This window comes from Pelagibacterium limicola (assembly GCF_015694405.1).
GTDB classification, from domain to species: domain Bacteria; phylum Pseudomonadota; class Alphaproteobacteria; order Rhizobiales; family Devosiaceae; genus Pelagibacterium; species Pelagibacterium limicola.
Window position 1 is genome coordinate 319,805 of record NZ_JADQDB010000001.1, and the last position, 16,564, is coordinate 336,368.

Genomic DNA, 16,564 nt, shown 5'->3' on the forward strand with positions numbered 1-16,564 from the left:
CGCTCATCTTCCGGAGTGTTTCGAGGAAAAGCTGCGGGACCATGCCGCGCTCGCGGACTCTGGTCAAGCGGCACGGCACTCCCTAAATAGGAAGGCAAGGGCCATCCCGCCACGCAAAAGGATTTGAACCGATGTCGCAGAGCAGCAGGATTTTCGACGATCTGGGCAAGCTGATAAACGATGCGGCCGCCGTCGCCGATGGCGTGCGCCGCGAAGCGGAGACCGCCGTCAAGGGCCAGATGGAGCGCGTCGTCAACGATCTCGACCTGGTCAAGCGCGAGGACTTCGACGCTTTGCGTGAACTTGTGCTGATCCAGGGCGAGGAAATCGAGGCCTTGCGCCGCGAACTCGACGCCTTCAAGCGCCGCAAGAAGACGAGCTAGCGGGCCCATGCGCGTTGCGGTCATCTCCGATATCCACGGCAACGCGCTTGCCCTTGAGGCCGTGCTGACCGATATCCGTGCCAGCGGCGCCGATGCAATCCTCAACCTGGGCGACCACTTTGCCGGACCGCTCGATCCGGGCGCGACGGCGGAGATTTTGGCCGGCGTCGACATGATAGCGATCCGCGGCAATACGGACCGGTATCTGGTTGAAACGCCCGACGATCTTCTCGAAGAAGACGAGGAGGCTGCGCGCGCCATGACACCGCAAACCCTCGACTGGCTACGCGCCCTCCCCGCCACGGCCACCTTCGAGGATCAGGTTTTCATGAGCCACGGCGCGCCGGCGTCGGACGAAATCTATTGGCTCGACCGACCGAAAGGGAATGTGTTCCGCACCTCGACCATCGAAGAAATAGAGACCGAACTGCCCGCCGGGAAATTCCCGCTTTACTGCTGCGGACATACCCACGTCGCCCGCGTCGTGACGCTCCCCGATGGCGCCATCGTCTTCAATCCCGGCAGCGTCGGACGACCATCCTTCAATATAAGCGAACCTGGCTCCGCGGCACGCGCCGGGCCCGAGGCAGCCTATGCGCTCCTGACCCTTGGCGGGAGCGGATGGAGCATCGACCTCCGTCAAATTCCCTACGATAACAAGGCCGCTGCCGCCCTGGCCCGCGCCAACGGCAACGCGGCATGGGAAGATGATCTCCTGTTCGGGCGCCGAAGATAAACTGCGGGAAAACCCGATCACGAATCGCATCCGTTAACACCCCGTTAACCATGCGAAACCGATCATCCACAGATAGAATCTGTGTATTGGGCTTCGCGTACTTGGGCCCAGTTGGCCGGTGGCATGTAGATTTGTCGGCAAGCGACGATTCGTACATCAGGTGCCGGCCAGACCGGTTCGGTTGTGCTGCGTTGGACCTCCGGCATTCCGGCCGCAGGTTCTCACATTCGATCATGCTCAAGCGTGCGGAGCCAGCCATGTCTCTCCTTGAACTGGAACTGGATAGGAATATCCACCCCGTCGATATCATCGAGCATATTGCTGCGATCAACGACTGGACGTTCGAACGGCAGGATGCAGATGAGATTTCAATTTCGGTCAAAGGCGGCTGGAGCGACTATCACGTCTCGTTCAACTGGATGGAGGAGATGGAATCGCTCCATCTCGCCTGCGCATTCGACCTCAAGGTCCCCGAAGCCCGGCGCGCCGAGATCAAGCAATTGATCGCGCTCATCAACGAGCAGCTCTGGATCGGCCATTTCGACATCTGGAGCAAGGAAGGCGTCGTTCTGTTCCGCAATTCCCACCTGCTTTCCGGCGGGGCCGATGTTTCCCCCCAGCAATGCGAAGCCCTGCTCCGCTCAGCCACCGAAAGCTGCGACCTTTACTATCAGGCGTTCCAGTTCGTGGTCTGGGCCGGCAAGTCCGCCGCCGATGCGCTGGCCGAAGTGATGTTCGAAACGGTCGGTGAAGCATGAACCTTGAAAAAGCCGGCTCGATCCTGCTGGTCGGTGCCGGCAAGATGGGCACTGCAATGGCCGCCGGCTGGTTACGGGCAGGGCTGCCCGGATCCTCGCTCACCCTTGTCGATCCCAACCCCCACGAATCTGTCGCCGATTTCGCAGCAGCCAGCGGCGCCACCTTGCGTCCCGATCTGCCCACGGCGCCGCCCCGCGTGATCGTTCTGGCCGTCAAGCCGCAGGTGATGGATGCCGTTCTCGCTACCGCGCGGCACCTCGCCGGGCCGGAAACGCTCGTCCTTTCCATTGCCGCCGGCATTTCGATTGCGCGTTTCCAGCTTGGACTGGGCACAGACCGGATCGTGCGCACCATGCCCAATACCCCCGCCCAGCTCGGCAAGGGCATAACCGGCGCGGTCGCTGCCGATGCGGTGACCGGTGAGGACCGCGCGCTTGCCGAGGCCCTGCTCTCGGCGGCCGGCGATGTGGTCTGGCTCGACGATGAATCGCAGATCGACGCGCTGACGGCGGTCTCGGGCTCGGGGCCGGCCTATGTGTTTCATCTCGTCGAGGCACTGGCCGGTGCCGGGGAAAAACAGGGGCTCGATGCCGGGCAGGCCATGCGACTGGCCCGGCAAACGATAATCGGCGCCGCAGCCTTGCTCGAGGCCGACCCGGCATCTGCCGAACAATTGCGCAAGAACGTCACCTCCCCCGGCGGCACCACCCAGGCCGCGCTCGACGTGCTGATGGGAGAAGAAGGGCTTGGCGCTCTCATGGACCGTGCGGTAGACGCTGCCCGCAAGCGCAGCGAAGAACTGGGACAATGAGTACCATCACCTTCGAGGACTTCCTCAAAGTCGACATCCGCACCGGCACCATCGTCGAGGCGAAAGATTTCCCAGAGGCTCGCAAGCCCGCGATCATCCTTCTGATCGATTTCGGTCCCGAAATCGGCATCAAAAAGTCGTCTGCGCAGATTACGGTCCACTACACGCCAGAGGACCTCGTTGGCCGTCAGGTGATGGCGGTGGTCAATTTCCCGCCGCGCCAGATCGGCCCCGTCCGGTCGGAGGTGCTGACGCTGGGTTTTGAAGATGGCAATGGCGCAATCGTGTTGGCTGCGACCGATAAACAAGTGCCCAATGGCCGCAAACTGATGTAGATTGATCGATACCATTGTTCCAGGCCAGTTGAGCTTTAGACACCGTTGACCGAACTCGGACAAATCCCCCCACCCCGCGAGCCACGCCTTCTGGGCCTCCCCAATTCCTCACGCGGCGCACTCATGCCGCCGATTTTTGCGGCGCGCGGACTGATCATCCTGATCCTGCTCGCCAGCGTCTATTTCTTCCATAGCTTCCTCGTGCCGGTGCTCGCCGCGCTGATCATCGGCTTTGCCAGCTGGCCGGTCTTTCGCCGCGTCCTCTCCTTGTGCGGCGGCAACCGCACGCTCGCGGCCAGCCTGATGATCGTCGTCATCGTCTTGTTCATCCTCGTCCCGATCTTCTGGGCGCTCAGCTATGCCCTAGGCGAGGCGCGCCAGTTGATCGCCTGGGGCGTTGCGACCAATACCTTCGGCGCCCCCGCGCCGGCCTGGTTCGCGACCCTGCCGCTTGTCGGCGAGTGGGCTATCGAGCAATGGGACATCTATATCGGGCGCCCCGGCGCGCTTGCCCAGTACGTGGCCGTCTTCGGCGGCGCCAATGTGGTCAATATCTACCAGACCGTTCTCGCCGCCAGCGGCAACGTGCTCAATCTCGCGCTGAACCTTCTGTTCATGATCATCGCGCTGCTGTTTGTCTATCGCGATGGCGCGGGGTTTGCCGCGCAGCTCGACAAGTTCGGCGAGCGCATTCTGCCCGTGCGCTGGAACCGGCTTTCGCGCGTCGTGCCGGCAACGATCAGTTCCACCGTCACGGGGATGACCATCATCGCCATCGGTGAAGGCATTGTGCTTGGCGTCGCCTACTGGCTTGCCGGCGCACCATCGCCGGTCCTGCTCGGCGTCATCACCGGCGTTGCCGCCATGATCCCGGGCGGCGCGCCGCTTTCGTTCACGCTGGTCTCGATCTACCTTATCGCGTCCGGCTCGGTGATCGAGGGTATCGCGCTGTTCACCTGGGGTTCGGTAGAACTCTTCATCGTGGACAAGACGCTACGGCCCAAGCTTGTCGGCGGACCGATCAAGCTGCCCTTTATGCCCACCTTTTTCGGTCTCGTGGGCGGGGTGAAGACAATGGGCATGGTTGGCCTGTTCATCGGGCCGGTCCTGATGGCCCTTCTCGTCTCGCTCTGGCGCGAATGGGTTCGCGACCTCGATGTGCCCGAGCCTGAAAAGGGCGGCGCCGGCGTTGCGACACCGCCCATCCCGCCTCCGGTCGAGGCTTCGCGAACGCGGTTAAAGGAAGCCGCTATAGACGAGGCCGAGAAGCAGGACGCCTAGAACGACGCGGTAGACGACGAACGGCGTATAGGTCTGGCGCTTGAGCCAGCCCATCAAGAGCGCAATGGTTGCCCAGGCAGTGAAAAACGCAAGCACGCCCCCGAACACCGCCGTGCCCGTCAGCTCCGCATTGCCGCCTTTGTAAAGATCGTACCCGGCGAGGAGACCGGCTCCTAGGATCGTCGGGATCGAAAGCAGCATTGCGAGCCGCGCCGAGAGCGGCCGGTCGAGCCCCACGAAGCGCCCCGCTGTCATGCATATTCCCGAGCGCGAAACGCCCGGTATGATGGCAAGGCACTGGGCAAACCCCACGATCAGGGCATCGCGGAACGAAAGTGCTTCGATATCACCTTTTATCTGCTCGCGGCGGTCGGCGAACCAGAGCAGGATGCCGAAGAGAAGCGTGGTCCAGGCGATGATCGTCACCGACCGGCCGCTCTCGGTGACAAGGTCCTTGGCCAGAACGGCGATCACGACGATGGGCAGCGACGCGACGATAAGGACGAGCAAGAGCCGGAACCGCGTGCCGCCTTTGCCCGTCACCCCATCGACGAGACCTTGAAGCAACAGGACGATATCGTGCCGGAAATAGATGAACACCGCGCCGAGCGAACCCACATGCAGCGCGATATCGAGCGCAAGTTCTTCGGCGGCGCTCATGCCGGCAACCGCCAGCCCCATCGCCGAGAGCACGGCCCGTCCGAGGATGAGGTGCGCCGAGGAACTGATCGGCAAAAATTCGGTGATGCCTTGCACGAGGGCAAGGAAAACAGTTTCGATGAGATCCATTATGAGAAATCCGTTACGAAGAAAGGTGGTCGTCGAGCCTGAGCGTCTTGAGCAGATGCCTGTCGCTGGGCTCTGTCATTTCGATGAAAAAGGTCTTTACCGCTTCGCGTACCTCTTCGGGCAGGGCGGAGAACGCAGCCTCGATGCGCCGGGCCTGGGTGGCGCTCAACACCTCGAAGAAATCGCGGCCTTTTTCCGTCGGGAATAGCAGCCGCTGGCGCCGGTCGGTGTCGCCATGCTTCTGGGCGACATAGCCATTGTCGATCAATTGCCGCAGCACGCGCGCAAGGCTCTGCTTGGTAATGCGCAGGATGTCGAGCAGGTCGGCAACCGTCATACCTGGCCTGAGATTGACGAAATAGATCACCCTGTGGTGGGCACGTCCGAACCCCTGCGTTTCCAGCAGCGCATCGGCATCGCGCACAAAATCGCGATAGGCAAAGAAGAACAGCCCCATCACGTCGATCGGCATTTCGGGGAAATCGTAAATTGCCGAATTTACGTCAGCCATGTTGACATTTATTGATTGTGCTGGCATCGTCCATCCACACGCATTGCCGTTCCGAGACTTATTCCAGAGGCGCTTTAGTTTGCCAAGTGGTGCGAGAGTGCGGCATTATCGGTAACAAGTGCACCGTCGCAGTGCATCTTTTACACAATTGAATGAGTGGGAGAAAAAAATGGCCACCGTGCCAATGGATCAGCGAGAAGGTTGGATCTGGTACAACGGGAAAATGGTTCCTTGGCAAGACGCCAAGATCCATGTCCTCACCCACGGCCTCCACTATGGAAGCAGCGTTTTCGAGGGCCAGCGCGCTTATGGAGGACAGGTCTACAAGCTGCGCGAGCACACCGACCGACTGATCGCCTCGGGCCGTACGCTGGACTTCGAAATACCCTTCAGCGCCGACGAGATCGATGAGGCCTGCCGCCAGGTGCTCGAGAAGAACAATCTTGTGGATGCCTATATGCGCCCGGTCGCCTGGCGCGGCTCCGAGACCATCTCGGTGCCGGCGCGCGACAACAAGGTCCACCTCGCCATCGCCGCCTGGGTCTGGCCGAGCTACTTCACCACCGAAGATCGCCTCAAGGGCATCCGCCTCAACTGGGCGCCCTGGAAGCGCCCTTCGCCCGAGACCATTCCCTGCAAGGCCAAGGCTGCCGGTCTCTACATGATCTGCACGCTCTCAAAGCACGCCGCCATGGACGCAGGCTATGCCGACGCGCTGATGCTCGACTATCGCGGCTATGTCGCTGAAGCCACCGGGGCCAACGTCTTCTTCGTCAAGGGCAAGGAAATCACCACCCCCACGCCTGACTGCTTCCTCGACGGCATAACCCGCCGCACCGTGATCGCGCTGGCCAAGGCCAACGGCTATACGGTCACCGAGCGGCACATCAAGCCCGAGGAACTCTCAGGGTTCGACGAATGCTTCCTGACCGGCACGGCCGCGGAAGTGACCCCGGTTTCCGAAGTGGGTGAATACCGCTTCACCCCGGCCGAAGCCTGCCGCACGCTGGTCGAAGCCTATATGGCCGAAGTCCAGCCCAAACGGGCGGCAGCCGAGTAAGGTTCAGGAAAGGCCGGGCAAGTTCCCGGCCTTTTCATTTCCACCGCGCAGCCGCCGCATCGTCTCCGGACTTTGCTTCAACCCAGACCTCTCCTTGCGCGCGCTTTTCCTTCTTCCAGAACGGCGCGTCGGTCTTGAGGGTGTCCATGATGAAATTGGCCCCGTCGAATGCCGCCTGCCGGTGCGGTGCCAATGTCATGACCTGCACGATCGGTTCATTGGGATAGAGCGTGCCGAAGCGGTGGATAACATCGGCATCGATCAGGCTGAACCGCGTTATCGCTTCGCCGGCCAGCGTTTCGAGCTGGCGCTGCGCAAGGGCGGGGTAATGCTCAAGCGTCATCGACTCGATCGGATCGCCGGCCAACGAGCGGACGAGACCGGTGAACGTAACAGACGCGCCTGCACCCCTGGCCCGCGCCAAAAAGGCGTTGCTTTCCGCGCCGGGATCGAAGGGCTCAGCCTGCAGGCGGACACGCATGGCGCTCAGCCGCCGGTCATCGGTGGAAACAACGCCACTGTCCGCGCGCCCCTGACCGAAGCATCGTGGTCGACCAGTTCTTCATCGACCGCGGCGCGAATAAGGGCGCGGTTTTCAGCAGCTAGCGCAAAGCCCTCATCCCTTGCGGCGAGAAAATCCATCAGATCGGCAACGGTCTCGACGGAGGCCGGAATGTCGATCTCGTCGCTATCGCGGTCGAGACGTTCGCGGAGCCAGGCAAAATAGAGAACCTTCATTCCTTCGCCTTCAGATGCGATGTCACGCCCGCCCAATACTGCCAACCGGTGATCGCGGTGAGAATTGCCGCCGCCCAGAGCAGGATGTCGGAGACCTCCCGCATCCCCGGGATCAGCGGCTCGGCGATGACGACGCCGAGCGCCACGAGCTGCACGGTCGTCTTGTATTTTGCGAGCTTTGAAACCGGCACGACGATCTTCTCGGTCCCCATGAACTCACGCAGGCCGGAGACGAAAATCTCGCGCATCAGGATGACGGTCGCCGGGATCAGGTCCCAGACGCCGAAGGAGCCATCAAAGCAGAAGACCAGCAGCAACGCGCCGACCAGCAGTTTGTCCGCAATCGGATCGAGCATACGTCCGATGGGCGAAACCGTCCCATACTTGCGCGCCAGATACCCGTCGAAAAAGTCGGTCACCGCGGCAGCGGCGTAAAGCAGCAACGCCATCCACCGCGCCGCTGGATGCCCGGCCAGAAGCAAAGCCATGATCAGCGGGATGGCCGCAATGCGCCCATAGGTCAGCCAGTTCGGCAGTCTTGCCATATCGAAGCGGGTTTCGCTCATCGTATGTCAACTCCGGTTGAAATGATCGTAGATCATTTGCGCCATGGCCGTCGAGATGCCGGGCAGTGCGGCCAGATCGGAGACAGCCGCGCGCGATACGGCCTTGGCCGAGCCGAAATGCTGGAGCAGCGCGCGCTTGCGCGTCGGGCCGATCCCTTCGATCTCATCGAGAGGGTTCTTGACCATTTCCTTTTTCCGCCGCGCCCTGTGCGTGCCGATGGCAAAGCGGTGTGCCTCATCACGCAGGCGCTGGACATAGTAGAGTACGGGATCGCGGGCGGGCAGCATGAACGGCTCGCGGCCCTCCATGAAGAAAGTCTCGCGCCCGGCATTGCGTTCCTCGCCCTTGGCGATACCGATGATCGTCACCTCGCGCGGCAGGTTCATTTCGGCGAGCACGGCCTTGACCGCATTGGTCTGCCCTGCACCGCCATCGATCAACAGCACGTCGGGCCAATCGGGCATGCCGGTCGCCTCGTCCTCGGCATCCACTTCGCTTTCGGCGGCAAGGCGCGTGAAGCGGCGGGTGAGGACCTCCCGCATCATCCCGAAATCGTCGCCGGGCGTAAGGTCCTTCGATTTGATATTGAAGGTCCGGTAGTGCTTTTTTGAAAGCCCTTCCAGCCCCGCAACGACCATCGCGCCCACCGCATTGGTGCCCTGGATGTGCGAGTTGTCGTAAATCTCGATCCGGCGCGGGGTTTCCTCGAGCCCAAAGGTCTCGCCCATCGCTTCGAGCAGCTTGCGCTGGCTCGCGGAATCCGAAAGGTGCCGCCCCAGCGCTTCGCGGGCATTGGTCAGTGCGTTTTCGACCAGTACGCGTTTCTCGCCACGCCTCGGCGTCTCGATTTTGACGGACCGGTCAGCGCGCACCGAGAGGGCTTCGCGCAGCACCTCGGCCTCGGCCAGATCTTCGGACAGCAGAACGAGCGCGGGTGGCGTGCGGTTTTCATAGAACTGCGCAACGAACGCTTCCAGCACCTCAGGGAGCGACAGGTTCTCGTCCGCCCGCGGATAAAAGGCATAATTGCCCCAGTTCTGATGCGCGCGATAAAAGAACACCTGCACGCAGAAATTGCCCGCTTCCTGATGGATTGCGAACACATCGGCTTCGGCAACGGTTTGCGCGTTGACCCCGCCGCCGCCCTGAATCAGCGCCAACGCCCCCAACCGGTCGCGCAACATGGCGGCCCGCTCGAAATCGAGCCCCTCGGCGGCGGCGTTCATCTCCTTTTGCAGATGATCCTGCACCGCCTTGGACTTGCCCGACAAAAAGTCCCGCGCCTCCTCGACGAGGGCCTGATAATCGGGAACCGAGATAACGCCGGTGCAAGGCGCCGAGCAGCGCTTGATCTGGTGTTGCAGGCAGGGTCGTGTGCGCGCTGCATAAAAGCTGTCCGAGCAATTGCGCAACAGGAAGGCCTTTTGCAGCGCTGTGATCGTACGGTTGACCGCAACAGCGGATGCGAACGGCCCGAAATAATGCCCCTTGCGCCGCCGCGCCCCGCGATGCTTGGCCAGCTCGGGCGCCTCGTGATCGGTTGCAATCAGGATATAGGGGAAGCTCTTGTCGTCGCGCAGCAGCACATTGAAGCGCGGCTTCAGGCGCTTGATAAGATTGGCCTCGAGCAGCAGCGCGGCCGCTTCGGTCTCGGTGCGCACGAATTCCATCGAGCGCGTAGCTGAAATCATCCGGTTGATGCGGACCGAATTGCCCTCGTAACGGGTGTAGTTGGTGACCCGCGCCTTGAGATTGCGCGCCTTGCCCACATAGATGACGTTGCCGCCCTCATCGAGCATCCTGTAGACCCCCGGCCCGCTGGGCAGGGTCTTGACGAAACGCCTGATAATGTCGGGGCCGGTCCGGTCGAGCTGGTCTGTCATTGTCTGCGCGGCGTCGGCTCGTTGCGCGGGCTCCACTCGAGGTGTTCGCCCCCGTCGAGCGCGATCATCTGCCCGGTCATCGCCTCAAGCATCAGCAGCGTGACTACACCATCGGCGATCTGCTCGGGTGTCGCGCCATCGCCTAGCGGAAGGCGCTCCTGCGAAGCGCGGAATTCTTCCTCGGATTGCCGCGGATTGGCCAGCGTGGGACCGGGACCGATCGCGTTGACCCGAATGCGGGGCGCGAGCGACTGGGCAAGCGTCCGCGTCGCGGTCCACAAAAGGGACTTCGAAAGCGTATAGGAGAAATAGTCGGGCGAGAGCCGCAGCACGCGCTCGTCGACAATATTGACGATATTGCCCCTGGCGCCGTCCGGAAGCTGGCCAGCGAAATCGCGCGCCAGAAAGACGGGCGCCTCCCCATGCAGCGCCATGTGCAGGTCCCAGAGGTCCTCGTGCAAAGTATCGACGCTGTCGGGCTCGAAAGCCGAGGCATTGTTGACCAGCACGGTGAGCGGGCCATGGATGGCGGCGGCCGACGCAATGAGGCCCATGCGGTCCGCCCGATTGCCAAGGTCGCAGCGGACGATATCGGCCACGCCGCCATCGCCCCTGATCGCTTCGGCCAGCTCCTCGGCCTTTTCACCGGACGAGCGATAATGGATGACCACGCCATAGCCCTCGGCTGCTAGCCGCGTTGCAATGGCTGCGCCAATCCTGTCTGCCGCTCCGGTGACGAGGGCCGCGCCCTTCATGGCATTCTCCTATTGGACCGCGCCCGAGATAGGTGCGAATCGCGACGTTCGCAACGAGTCTACCCGGTGCGTTCCGCGCCTCAAGAACGGTGTAGCCAAACAATCTTCAAAGAGCTATCCAGATTTCCGGTCAACACCGCCCCGGTCCGACCACTCTCCCCTAGCAGGCGATATCAGCGCCTGCCCCTTGGTACCAGATATGAACACCGCGCCATTTGCTGCTCAAACCAATGTCGGCAAGGGCGTCGCCTTCCTGCTGATCGCGACCGCGGTGTTCGGCATCCAGGACGTCCTGACCAAGATTCTCGTTCAGGACTATTCCGCCTTTCAGATCGTGATGATCCGGTATTGGGCATTCGCGCTGTTCTCATTCTGGCTGGTGATGCGCCAGGGCCCGATCCGGCGCGCCTTTGCCTCCTCGGCCCCGTTCTGGCAAATCGCGCGCGGCATATTGCTGGTGCTCGACATCTGGCTTTTCACCGAAGCGCTGAAAACCGTGCCATTGGGCGATCTGGGCGCGATCATCATGACCTACCCCTTGCTGGTGACCCTGTTTGCCATACCCTTCCTAGGCGAGCGCGTCGGCCCGTTCAGAGCGGGAGCCGTGCTCGCCGGTTTTGCCGGTGCAATGATCATACTTCGACCCGGCTTTGCTGCCGTGGAAATCGGGGTGATCTATGGCCTGCTGAGCGCGGCCACCTTCGCGCTCTATCTCGTCTTCACGCGCAAAGTTGCCGCCGTCGATTCCACGACCACATCGATCTTTTACGTCGGCGCAGTCGGCCTGGCGATGACGACGGCGGTAGGCCTCTTTCATTGGCAGCCGATGCGGATCGAGGACATTCTGGCCGTGTCGGGACTATGCGTCACGATGTGCATTGCCCACGGGCTCGTCATGGTTTCCATGCGTTACGCCCCGGCGAGTGTGCTCCAGCCCTTCAACTATTTCTCGCTGCCATGGGCCATTACGTTGGGCTTTGTGGTGTTCGGCACGATCATCGAGGGCTTCGCGCTGCTTGGAGCGATTGTCATCGTTTGCGCCGGACTGGCGGTCATGTGGCGCGAACAGCAACTGGCGCGTCGGGCGAGACTCAGCGCGGCCGCTTCAGCGCAACCATCCACATCCCCACCCCAACCAGGAAGCACACCACCCCCAGCGGCGCGACCGTAAGGCTCAGCAGCACGGGCACCATCGCATCGGCGCCCGGCGCAACGGCCATCATGGCGATCGCCGGCAACAGCCCGATCGCCAGAAGAAGCCCGCCAAGCTGCAAAAATGCAAAGCTCCAGCGCCTGAGTGTCATTTCGATATCTCCTCGCTTGCAGGTCTCATCATAGCGCGACCAGCATGACCCAAAGCTGAACGAAACCTATCCACTCTTGAATAACGGTCCAAAGTTTCGCATCTGGACACTAAACGAAAAGCAGGAAGGTCTGGCAGGTGATCATACTTCTTTACGGGGCCATCGTGCTGGCGGCCATCACCATCATCGGCAACTTGATGCTGCACAAATGGAACGCCGCACGGCTCGAAAAGCGCATCGAGGAACGGGCCGACGCCTACCTCAACGCAATGGAGCATGAGGGCGTACCCGATCCGCTCGCAGCAATGGCAAAGGATGAGCAGCGCTATACGCTCATCTCGGCAGCACGCCAGGTGAAGGCCGAAAGCGACAAGCGTTTTTATGTCGGCGCCATCGGCAGTATCGTCACGTTCTTTGTCGCGCTCGGCTTTGCCATCGAAGGCGCGGGCACCCGGGATTTCGTGATCACCATCGCCATCGGCGCGGTGGTTCTTTATGGCATCAACACCGTGCTCTACCGCAATCTGAAGGCCAGGCTGGCCGATCAGGGAATCGACATCGAGCGCATCGCCGCGCCCTAAAAAAAGGCCGGAGCACGAGGCTCCGGCCTGTCTATCCCGCATCAGTTACCGATGCACACGTAACCGTTAGGGCCGTTGAAGCACACCTGGCCATGGCCGGGGTTGTGCGGCGGCCGGGGATGACCCCAGTGCGGTGGCCGCGGAGGGTACGGGTTCCAATGCGGCGGGCGCGGAGGATAGGGGTTCCAGTGCGGCGGACGCGGAGGATACGGATTCCAATGCGGCGGAGGCGGCGGATTGGGGGTCCAGTGTGGCGGGCGCGGCGGCACGTGGCTCTGCGCCAGATAGTTGGCCGAAACCCATCCGTTGGGGCCATACCGGCCCTGATCTACAAAGCACCAGCTGCCCCGGCAGTATTCCACCTCAACCTGCTGGCCGCGCTGCAATACGTCGATGACGCGGAAGTTGGTGCCCGGACCCGAGCGTACGTTAACCGAAGTGGTGGCGGTGGCCGTCCAGGCATAGGCGCCGACCGTCATCACCAAAGTCATGAGCGCGGCCAGACCGCCTCTGACCATATTTTTCCTGAGAGCCATCTCGCTTCTCCCTGTGATGTTGCTGACGCCGGCTTCCGGCGTCTTGAGGCCATATAAGCCCATGGCAACTGAACCGAGGCTGAACGGACCATTTATGCGCGGGAGGGGCCTAATGACGGGCGCATTTGGGCAACAGGAAATGTTGCATTCATATTTCATGCAAAAGTCATATTGCCCGGCCGGAACCTAACCGCTAAAGGTGCCCCGCATACGAGCCGGGCTTTGGCGGCACCGGCAAAGGGCGAGATCGGGGCGGACCATGAAACTGGTGACGGGCAACTCAAACCTCACCGTGGCAAAAGCCGTATCGGAATATCTCGAAATCCCCCTCACCGACGCATCGGTCAAGCGTTTCGCCGACAAGGAAATCTTCGTCGAGATCCACGAAAACGTTCGCGGCGAGGACGTGTTCGTTCTCCAGTCCACCTCCTATCCGGCCAATGACCACCTGATGGAGTTGCTGATCCTGATCGATGCCTTGCGCCGCTCCTCGGCGCGCCGCATCACGGCGGTTCTCCCCTATTTCGGTTATGCGCGCCAGGACAGGAAATCGGCCCCCCGCACCCCGATCTCGGCAAAGCTCGTGGCCAACCTCATCACCCACGCCGGCGCCAACCGCCTTCTGACCCTGGATCTGCACGCACCGCAAATCCAGGGCTTTTTCGATATTCCGACCGATAACCTCTATGCCGCGCCCGTCCTGACCCGGGACATCGCGGAAAATTACGACACCTCCAAGGTGATGATCGTCTCGCCCGACGTCGGTGGCGTGCTGCGGGCCCGCAACGTGGCCAACCGCATCGGCGCGCAACTGGCCATCGTCGACAAACGCCGCCCGCGCGCCGGCGTTTCCGAGGTGATGAACATCATCGGCGATGTCGAGGGTCAATCCTGTATCCTGATCGACGACATTGTGGATTCCGGCGGCACACTGGTCAACGCAGCAGAAGCCCTGCTCAATGCCGGTGCCAGCGAGGTTTCCGCCTATATCACCCATGGCGTGCTGTCCGGTGAGGCACCCAGGCGCATCTCCGACTCCCGGCTCAAGGAGCTGGTGACGACCGATTCCATCGAGATGACCGATGCCGTGCGCGAGGTCAAAAAGATCCGCCACATCTCGATTGCCCATCTGATGGGCGAGGCCATTGCCCGTACGGCCTCCGAGCAGTCGGTGTCGAGCCTCTTCGACTAAGCCGGACTCGCGCAGAGGCCTTTGGGGCGCGCCCGACTCCTTGATGCCCGGCAACCGGGTTTTGACCTTTCGGCACGACTCAGCCACAAACACGGCGCGCTCGCGGAACCTGGGACCGCCTCCGGCATTTTCTTCTTGTCAGAATAGCCGGTGGCCCATGCAGTCTCTAGGCGCGCGCGCTGCGTATGTGGAAGTTTCAGTGGTAAATCCTCCCTCCGGTGGGCGGCATGTTCGCCCTCGTCCGCAAGCTCAGGCCGAACTTCAGGCGCTTCTCGACGAAATTCCCCAATGGGACGACGAGATGCTGCTGCACATGCATAAGCGGTATAGCGAAAGCCGGCTGTTCCGTGTCCATCACGCAGCAGACGGTGAATTGACCGAGCGCGCCAAGCTGCTGCTCGATGCGACGGGGGCGGAATTGGCAGTGCGTGGCCTGTTCGCTGCGGATGCCGAGGAATAATCTGGCCGCAATCGCGCGGTAAGCGGCTTGAATTCCGATTAAACAGTGAGGTCCGGATGCTCAGATCGCTCAGTCTCGCCGCACTTGCCGCAATCGTCCTCGCCGGCTGTACCGTTTCGGCCGAGGAACGCCGGATTCGCGATCAGCAGACCTGCCGCGGCTATGGCTTTGTCGAAGGCAGCGAGGCCTTCGCCAACTGCATGATGCAGCTCGACCTCGACCGGCGCGCAGCCCAGCGGGAATCGCTCAATCGCACCCCGCCCCTCTTCTCGCCAACCGTCGTCGTGGTGCGGCAGGACCAGAACCCCTGAGGCTCTTGCCCTTGGGCTTTCCCTCATATATAGACCCCGCCCATGAAGCGCTCATCACCCCTGGAGGATGGGCGCGCGTTTCTTTTGAGGAAACGCACCAACCCAATGGATGATTTCCATGAGCGTCGAGCTTAAGGCTTCGGTGCGGGATCGAGTGGGCAAGGGGGCCGCTCGTGAACTGCGCCGCAATGGTCTGGTTCCTGCCGTTATCTACGGCGATAAAAAGCCTCCCCTGTCGATTGCCCTGTCCTACAAGGACGCTTTCCGCAAGATTCACGAAGGTGGTTTTCTCAGCCACGTCATCGAGATCGATGTCGATGGTGAAAAGCACCGCGTGATCCCGAAGGACTACCAGCTGGAGCCCGTGCGCGACTTTCTCGTGCATGTCGACTTCCTGCGCGTGGGCAAGAACTCGATCCTGACCGTTGAAGTGCCGGTGCACTTCGAGAACCAGGAAAAGTCTCCCGGCCTCAAGAAGGGCGGCGTGCTCAACATCGTGCGCCACGCCGTCGAGTGCAACGTGCCGGCGGATTCGATCCCCGAATATCTCGTTGTCGACCTTGCCAAGGCTGAAGTCGGCGACTCGATTCACATTTCGGCGATCACCCTTCCCAAGGGTGTGACCGCGACCATCACTGATCGCGACTTCACCATCGCGACCATCGCTGCTCCGTCCGCGCTGCGCTCTTCCGAAGGCAGTGCCGCCGGCGAAGGCGAAGGCGACGACGAAGCCGAATAATATCTTCGGGGTCGGCAGCCATTGCCGCCGACCCTTTCACACTGCCAGCGGGGTCAAGCGATGCACCTTATTGTAGGTCTCGGCAATCCCGGCGCCGAATATGCCGGCCACCGGCACAATGTCGGCTTCATGGCGGCCGATGAAATCGCCCGTCAGCACAATTTCCCACCCTTCCGCTCCAAATTCTCGGCGCTCCTCTCCGAAGGGATGATCGGCGACGAAAAGGTGCTGCTTTTAAAGCCCCAGACCTTCATGAACCGCTCCGGCGACGCCGTGGGCCAGGCTGCCAAATTCTATAAGCTTACCCCTGCCGACATTTCGGTCATTCACGACGAGCTCGATCTCGCGCCGGGCAAGGTGCGCATCAAGGCCGGCGGGGGCAATGGAGGGCACAACGGGCTCAAATCCATCGAAGCCCATATCGGCAACCCGTTCATCCGCGTCCGCCTGGGCATCGGCCACCCTGGCCACAAGGACCGGGTGCACGCCTATGTGCTTTCGAACTTCCACAAGATCGACGCCGAATGGCTCGACCCCCTGCTCGACACACTGGCAAGAAATGCCGGATTACTCGCCAAGGGCGATGCAGCGGGGCTGATGAACAAACTGGCGCTCGCCGTGCCGTCGGACGGCAAGGAGCAAACAAAGCCGAACCCCAAGGCACAGAGCCATGTCCGCCAGGCGCGCCAGACATCTCCGCAGGCCAAGGTGCCGGAAACCGGACCGATGGCCGCCATGCTCAAAAAGCTCTTCGGGGACAAAGCCTGACTTGACTCGGCCAGTGCGTTGCACGAGGTAAGGCTCAACTCTCCCTCCGCAGAGCGGACCACTTT

23 protein-coding genes are annotated in these 16,564 nt (G+C 61.8%); 14 read left to right on the forward strand and 9 right to left on the reverse strand.

All coding sequences use genetic code 11. The features are described 5' to 3' along the window. Nucleotides 1-131 precede the first annotated feature (131 nt). The 6 genes from I2G20_RS01565 to I2G20_RS01590 all read left to right on the forward strand — a co-directional run bounded on the left by I2G20_RS01565 (nucleotide 132) and on the right by I2G20_RS01590 (nucleotide 4,305). A complete protein-coding gene (locus I2G20_RS01565) occupies nucleotides 132-383 on the forward strand; it encodes an accessory factor UbiK family protein (RefSeq protein WP_196257914.1) in 252 nt (83 codons plus the stop codon). Nucleotides 384-390: 7 nt separating this feature from the next. After that, nucleotides 391-1,119, forward strand: coding sequence for a metallophosphoesterase family protein (locus tag I2G20_RS01570; protein ID WP_196257915.1), 729 nt, complete (start codon nucleotides 391-393; stop codon nucleotides 1,117-1,119). 257 nt (nucleotides 1,120-1,376) lie between these two features. Further along, nucleotides 1,377-1,877 carry a type III secretion system chaperone family protein gene (locus I2G20_RS01575; RefSeq protein WP_196257916.1) on the forward strand — a complete coding sequence of 167 codons (501 nt, stop codon included), beginning with the start codon at nucleotides 1,377-1,379 and terminating at the stop codon, nucleotides 1,875-1,877. Further along, nucleotides 1,874-2,689 carry a pyrroline-5-carboxylate reductase gene (gene proC, locus I2G20_RS01580; protein WP_196257917.1) on the forward strand — a complete coding sequence of 272 codons (816 nt, stop codon included), beginning with the start codon at nucleotides 1,874-1,876 and terminating at the stop codon, nucleotides 2,687-2,689. The genes I2G20_RS01575 and proC overlap by 4 nt, the downstream gene beginning before the upstream one ends. Further along, on the forward strand, nucleotides 2,686-3,024 hold the full coding sequence (locus I2G20_RS01585) for a tRNA-binding protein (protein WP_196257918.1): 339 nt from the start codon (nucleotides 2,686-2,688) through the stop codon (nucleotides 3,022-3,024). Before proC ends, I2G20_RS01585 begins: the two co-directional genes overlap by 4 nt. Before the next feature lie 123 nt (nucleotides 3,025-3,147). Further along, entirely contained in the window at nucleotides 3,148-4,305 is a 1,158-nt protein-coding gene (locus I2G20_RS01590) for an AI-2E family transporter (protein ID WP_196257919.1), read from the forward strand. Here the strand turns inward: I2G20_RS01590 and I2G20_RS01595 are convergent. Both I2G20_RS01595 and I2G20_RS01600 read right to left on the reverse strand, forming a co-directional pair. Beyond that, a complete protein-coding gene (locus tag I2G20_RS01595; RefSeq protein WP_196257920.1) occupies nucleotides 4,261-5,094 on the reverse strand; it encodes an undecaprenyl-diphosphate phosphatase in 834 nt (277 codons plus the stop codon). The genes I2G20_RS01590 and I2G20_RS01595 overlap by 45 nt on opposite strands. Nucleotides 5,095-5,107: 13 nt before the next feature. Continuing rightward, on the reverse strand, nucleotides 5,108-5,605 hold the full coding sequence (locus I2G20_RS01600) for a MarR family winged helix-turn-helix transcriptional regulator (RefSeq protein WP_425502599.1): 498 nt from the start codon (nucleotides 5,603-5,605) through the stop codon (nucleotides 5,108-5,110). A gap of 169 nt (nucleotides 5,606-5,774) precedes the next feature. On the opposite strand from I2G20_RS01600, the gene I2G20_RS01605 reads away from it, so the two are divergent. After that, the gene (locus I2G20_RS01605) at nucleotides 5,775-6,665 is read left to right on the forward strand and encodes a branched-chain amino acid aminotransferase (RefSeq protein WP_196257922.1); all 891 of its coding nucleotides are present in this window, start codon (nucleotides 5,775-5,777) and stop codon (nucleotides 6,663-6,665) included. A 34-nt stretch (nucleotides 6,666-6,699) separates the two neighbouring features. Here the strand turns inward: I2G20_RS01605 and I2G20_RS01610 are convergent, their stop codons facing one another. The 5 genes from I2G20_RS01610 to I2G20_RS01630 are packed head-to-tail and all read right to left on the reverse strand — an operon-like array spanning nucleotide 6,700 to nucleotide 10,608. After that, complete coding sequence (locus I2G20_RS01610; protein ID WP_196257923.1) at nucleotides 6,700-7,146, reverse strand: molybdenum cofactor biosynthesis protein MoaE; 447 nt, start codon at nucleotides 7,144-7,146, stop codon at nucleotides 6,700-6,702. A gap of 5 nt (nucleotides 7,147-7,151) precedes the next feature. Then, complete coding sequence (moaD, locus tag I2G20_RS01615) at nucleotides 7,152-7,403, reverse strand: molybdopterin converting factor subunit 1 (protein WP_196257924.1); 252 nt, start codon at nucleotides 7,401-7,403, stop codon at nucleotides 7,152-7,154. Then, the gene (pgsA, locus tag I2G20_RS01620) at nucleotides 7,400-7,969 is read right to left on the reverse strand and encodes a CDP-diacylglycerol--glycerol-3-phosphate 3-phosphatidyltransferase (RefSeq protein ID WP_196257925.1); all 570 of its coding nucleotides are present in this window, start codon (nucleotides 7,967-7,969) and stop codon (nucleotides 7,400-7,402) included. The genes moaD and pgsA overlap by 4 nt, the downstream gene beginning before the upstream one ends. A gap of 6 nt (nucleotides 7,970-7,975) precedes the next feature. Further along, nucleotides 7,976-9,853 carry an excinuclease ABC subunit UvrC gene (uvrC, locus tag I2G20_RS01625; RefSeq protein WP_196257926.1) on the reverse strand — a complete coding sequence of 626 codons (1,878 nt, stop codon included), beginning with the start codon at nucleotides 9,851-9,853 and terminating at the stop codon, nucleotides 7,976-7,978. Beyond that, nucleotides 9,850-10,608, reverse strand: a complete 759-nt coding sequence (locus I2G20_RS01630) for an SDR family oxidoreductase (RefSeq protein ID WP_196257927.1) — start codon at nucleotides 10,606-10,608, stop codon at nucleotides 9,850-9,852. The genes uvrC and I2G20_RS01630 overlap by 4 nt, the downstream gene beginning before the upstream one ends. A gap of 199 nt (nucleotides 10,609-10,807) precedes the next feature. On the opposite strand from I2G20_RS01630, the gene I2G20_RS01635 reads away from it, so the two are divergent. After that, on the forward strand, nucleotides 10,808-11,779 hold the full coding sequence (locus I2G20_RS01635) for a DMT family transporter (protein WP_196257928.1): 972 nt from the start codon (nucleotides 10,808-10,810) through the stop codon (nucleotides 11,777-11,779). Here I2G20_RS01635 and I2G20_RS01640 read toward each other — a convergent pair. After that, complete coding sequence (locus I2G20_RS01640) at nucleotides 11,700-11,912, reverse strand: hypothetical protein (protein ID WP_196257929.1); 213 nt, start codon at nucleotides 11,910-11,912, stop codon at nucleotides 11,700-11,702. The two genes, I2G20_RS01635 and I2G20_RS01640, sit on opposite strands and share 80 nt — an antisense overlap. A 137-nt stretch (nucleotides 11,913-12,049) precedes the next feature. Here I2G20_RS01640 and I2G20_RS01645 point away from each other — a divergent pair, with 137 nt between their 5' ends. Then, nucleotides 12,050-12,493 carry a hypothetical protein gene (locus I2G20_RS01645; RefSeq protein ID WP_196257930.1) on the forward strand — a complete coding sequence of 148 codons (444 nt, stop codon included), beginning with the start codon at nucleotides 12,050-12,052 and terminating at the stop codon, nucleotides 12,491-12,493. Between the two features lie 41 nt (nucleotides 12,494-12,534). On the opposite strand, the gene I2G20_RS17135 is transcribed toward I2G20_RS01645, so the two are convergent. Then, the gene (locus I2G20_RS17135) at nucleotides 12,535-13,029 is read right to left on the reverse strand and encodes an SH3 domain-containing protein (protein WP_246472746.1); all 495 of its coding nucleotides are present in this window, start codon (nucleotides 13,027-13,029) and stop codon (nucleotides 12,535-12,537) included. A 259-nt stretch (nucleotides 13,030-13,288) separates the two neighbouring features. Between I2G20_RS17135 and I2G20_RS01655 the strand changes: the two genes are divergently transcribed. The 5 genes from I2G20_RS01655 to pth all read left to right on the forward strand — a co-directional run bounded on the left by I2G20_RS01655 (nucleotide 13,289) and on the right by pth (nucleotide 16,499). Beyond that, a complete protein-coding gene (locus I2G20_RS01655; RefSeq protein WP_196257931.1) occupies nucleotides 13,289-14,221 on the forward strand; it encodes a ribose-phosphate pyrophosphokinase in 933 nt (310 codons plus the stop codon). A 199-nt stretch (nucleotides 14,222-14,420) separates the two neighbouring features. Then, complete coding sequence (locus I2G20_RS01660) at nucleotides 14,421-14,681, forward strand: hypothetical protein (protein ID WP_196257932.1); 261 nt, start codon at nucleotides 14,421-14,423, stop codon at nucleotides 14,679-14,681. A 56-nt stretch (nucleotides 14,682-14,737) separates the two neighbouring features. Further along, a complete protein-coding gene (locus I2G20_RS01665) occupies nucleotides 14,738-14,992 on the forward strand; it encodes a hypothetical protein (protein ID WP_196257933.1) in 255 nt (84 codons plus the stop codon). 118 nt (nucleotides 14,993-15,110) lie between these two features. Then, entirely contained in the window at nucleotides 15,111-15,731 is a 621-nt protein-coding gene (locus I2G20_RS01670) for a 50S ribosomal protein L25/general stress protein Ctc (RefSeq protein WP_246472748.1), read from the forward strand. Between the two features lie 60 nt (nucleotides 15,732-15,791). After that, nucleotides 15,792-16,499, forward strand: a complete 708-nt coding sequence (gene pth / locus I2G20_RS01675; RefSeq protein WP_196257935.1) for an aminoacyl-tRNA hydrolase — start codon at nucleotides 15,792-15,794, stop codon at nucleotides 16,497-16,499. Nucleotides 16,500-16,564 lie beyond the last annotated feature (65 nt).